The 3,203-nt window shown below is 61.0% G+C and carries 7 protein-coding genes; all 7 read right to left on the reverse strand.

Annotation, left to right across the window (positions count from 1 at the left end; genetic code table 11):
* On the reverse strand, positions 1–427 hold a 427-nt coding region (locus tag x551_RS20135; protein ID WP_036250604.1), incomplete at its 3' end, for a hypothetical protein.
* A 1-nt stretch (position 428) separates the two neighbouring features.
* On the reverse strand, positions 429–596 hold the full coding sequence (locus tag x551_RS25970; RefSeq protein WP_155935847.1) for a hypothetical protein: 168 nt from the start codon (positions 594–596) through the stop codon (positions 429–431).
* Positions 597–742: 146 nt separating this feature from the next.
* A complete protein-coding gene (locus x551_RS20140; RefSeq protein WP_036250606.1) occupies positions 743–1,591 on the reverse strand; it encodes a hypothetical protein in 849 nt (282 codons plus the stop codon).
* Positions 1,592–2,242: a hypothetical protein gene (locus x551_RS20145; protein WP_036250609.1), complete on the reverse strand. Its 651-nt coding sequence runs from the start codon at positions 2,240–2,242 to the stop codon at positions 1,592–1,594.
* Between the two features lie 8 nt (positions 2,243–2,250).
* Entirely contained in the window at positions 2,251–2,628 is a 378-nt protein-coding gene (locus tag x551_RS20150; RefSeq protein WP_051495882.1) for a phage head closure protein, read from the reverse strand.
* Complete coding sequence (locus tag x551_RS25550; RefSeq protein ID WP_152543610.1) at positions 2,625–2,846, reverse strand: hypothetical protein; 222 nt, start codon at positions 2,844–2,846, stop codon at positions 2,625–2,627. Before x551_RS25550 ends, x551_RS20150 begins: the two co-directional genes overlap by 4 nt.
* A 166-nt stretch (positions 2,847–3,012) precedes the next feature.
* On the reverse strand, positions 3,013–3,203 hold a 191-nt coding region (locus x551_RS25975; protein ID WP_036250613.1), incomplete at its 5' end, for a hypothetical protein.

Genomic DNA, 3,203 nt, shown 5'->3' on the forward strand with positions numbered 1-3,203 from the left:
GGACAGAATCCAGAGCAGTCGCCCGGATCAAGCCGCTCAGCGTCGAATCTCGTTTGATGAGCGCGGCGATCGCAGACAAACCGCTTTGCAGGGTGATGACGTTGCCGTTAGCACCGTTGCCCATCCACGAGACGGCCTCGACATCGGTGCTCGTGTCCTTGCCGATGGCGCACCAGATGAAAGCTACACCGCTCGCAGAAACCTTCGTGTCGGTGCCGAGGTAGACATCAGATCCGTGAAACCTGATGCCGTTATTGAAACTGTCCTGGTTCGCAATCCCAACCGATCGACCGCACCACTGGCCCTCGATGTGCATGGCCGACTGAACCGCGTGGTTGCCCTTGATGAAGAAGGCGATGGGCTCGAACGGCAGGCTCAGGATGCGGCGGTTTCCGTCCGCGGTGAATGTTCCGGTCTGGATCAGCACGTCATTCCCCGATCTGGAAGTCGAAGGTGGCCGTGCCGCTGAAGCTGGCGTAGAAGCCGTCTATGCAGCGAAGAGGAGATGGCGAGAGCGTCGCCGACTGACCCGCTGAAAGCGTCCCCGTGTAGAGGACCGAGCCACTTGCCGTCCAAGGGTTGTCGTAGATCGTCAAGGTAATGTTGGAGCCTGCGATGCAGTTGATGCCGTCAAGCCGCCCTGGCGAGCCCTTGACGATCTGGGAAGCGGTGATTCGCAGCGCCGACCAAGCCGCTTGTATCCCTCCACCGCCAGCAGCAATCGCGCCTAGAAGCGCTGGCCTCATACCTGGCGGCCCATTGCCGTCTGGAATGCTTGCATAGCTGTGTAGTAGTCCGCGGCCTGCGTTTGATCCATGCCAGTGTCTATTCCGTATCCAGCCAACCGACTCCCGTTTTCCAGGAAACTCGCTGCCGTGCCTGCTGCGTTCTGCGCGAGCACGTAAAGCGCCGCGGCAGGGGTCGATGGTGTCTTGCTGGCTGTGCTTGTTCCGACGGAAACACCGGCCTTGAAGAGCCTCGCCGCGGTGGATGCTGTCCTGACACCGTGCCACAGCGTCGCGGTCAGGCCGCCCGTCGTTTGTGGGCAGTCACCCGGGCTCACGATGTTTTCGCCCCATAGGGAGATGACGCCCCCGGAGGTGGCGCCGGTGTCGCTCAGGTTCCCGCCGATGCGGTATATCTGGGTGGACCCGGCGTTACGCGATCCGATAGGAACGCGGGCCGTTGTGTTGCTCGTCTGCGTGGTCCTGAGATAGACAGAGAGCCCGCCTGTCGCCTCGGTTGGCGTGTAGCCTGTATTGATGCACTTGGTGCTCCCGTCGGTCTGCCAGCCCAGCGATTCGGAGTAGTCCCCCGACACCAGATTGATGTTCGTGTCGGTCGTTCCGCCGGAGGTGTTGACCAATGGAACGAAGGACGCATTGAAGTCGCCAACACACAGATTCAACCTGCGGAACAGCGTCCAGATGCTCGCGGCCTTACAAGCAAGAACGAACGTGTTGACTGCCGCCTGAGTGCCAGCAGAGACCGTGCCCGAGGCGGATGCAACGCGGGTCAGCCACGACTGAACATCGGTGTCTAGAGCGGCGCTACCGCCACCAGCAATCGCCCCCAGTATGGCCGGACGCATTTAGCTACCCGTCACGGCGTAGGTGTCTGCGCCAAGGTAGACCACGGCGAACAGAATGTTGCTTGCCTGCGCGCGAGTCAGCGTGCTAGTGCCACCGTTCAGAGTGACAGGGGCGGTTCTGGCGATCGAGGCGTTTCCTGATGCAGGAGGGCGAACCGCGACGCTGAAGCCCTCGGGGAGCCCGGGAACCATGGTGTACGTGTACGCAGCGGAGAAAACCAGCGTCTTGCCGTTGTCAGTCGCCAGCGCATCACGAGAAGCGCCGATGGTGACAACCTGACCGATGGACACATCGTCAAACGTCGTGGGCCGGCCCTCAGCATCTGGCGCCAGAACGCCGTGGGGCTTCGCGTTGTAGATGACCTGAACCGCTCGGCCGGTAGGCGCAAACTCCGACAGCCGGAGCTTGATCGTCGTGGCGCTCATGTCGATGTCAAGGACGGCCTCCTTGTTCGGATCGAGCGAGACCCAAGAGCCACTTCCGACCTGGTATTCGATCTTGTGATTCGTGTCCTGGTTCCAAACCCGCGCCGAGTCTGTCACTCCGGTGTAGGAGACCGTCTGACCGGCACCCCCGGCAGCAGAGGTCACAGAAACATCGACGGTCCCGGTCTGGACTTGCGCAGAGAGGGTCGGATAAAGCGTAGCCATGTATTCCCCTAGTCTTCAATCACGCCCGTCGAACACGGGATCGTCAGGTAATCAAGCCCGGACTCTTTGTCCGCAAGAAATGCCGCCGGGTTGTAGATCACGTTCGTTCGGTTCTTGCGCACATGAACGATCCGCATGGAAGCGTCGAGCCCATCAAGAAAGCGGATCACGATCCTTGCTGTGATCTGCGATTGCACGGCCTGGGACTGGATGAACTCGCGAGCGCTCAGCGGCTCGATAGCAGCCCATACTTCCTTGAACAGAACCCACTCTTGAGGCGTTTCTCCAGTCAGGGGATCTTGCGTAGGGTCGCCGTTCGAATCTGGAACGTAGTCGTACTTCTCGATGCGGACCCGGTGCCGCAGGCTGCCCGCTTCGATGCTCATCGAACGGTCGACTTGCGCGTGGAGTTGAGCAAGCTGGTCGCGCCAGCGCCGAGCGTGTATCCATGACCGGCATGCGAAGGAACCGCAGCAGCGCCAGAACCATCGCGGAATCTGTACTGCTGGGCCAGCTCCACGAGACAGGCGGCGGCCACAATCGGCTTGACGATGTATTCATCATCCGTCCCAACAGCAGGGATCGGATCGTCATTGCTGTCCACGATGATTTCGCCGTCACCATCGACAGAGGCTCGTAGGCGCGCCAGTCCTCCTTCAGCCAAGCCAGTACGGCCTGGCTGATCGCAGGAATCCACGTGTTCAGCCAAGCATCATCCGCGTCGCTGTCGGTCCGGATGTGGTTCCGGGCTTCGTCGAGCGTGACCAGATTCATTTCAGCTTGACCGGCTCGATGGGGCCGATGGTCTTGATGGTCGTCTCACCATCACGCCCCTTGCGGGCAGCGATGATCCAGCCTTCCGCGCTCGTGCTGGGCTTGGTGTTCGTGTCCTTGGTGGCGAACCACGTAGACCCGTCGTGGACCCACGCTTCACCGGCCTTAGCCTTAGTGCCTTCCCTCC

The sequence above is a fragment of the Methylibium sp. T29 genome (assembly GCF_000576205.1).
Lineage (GTDB): Bacteria > Pseudomonadota > Gammaproteobacteria > Burkholderiales > Burkholderiaceae_C > Methylibium > Methylibium petroleiphilum.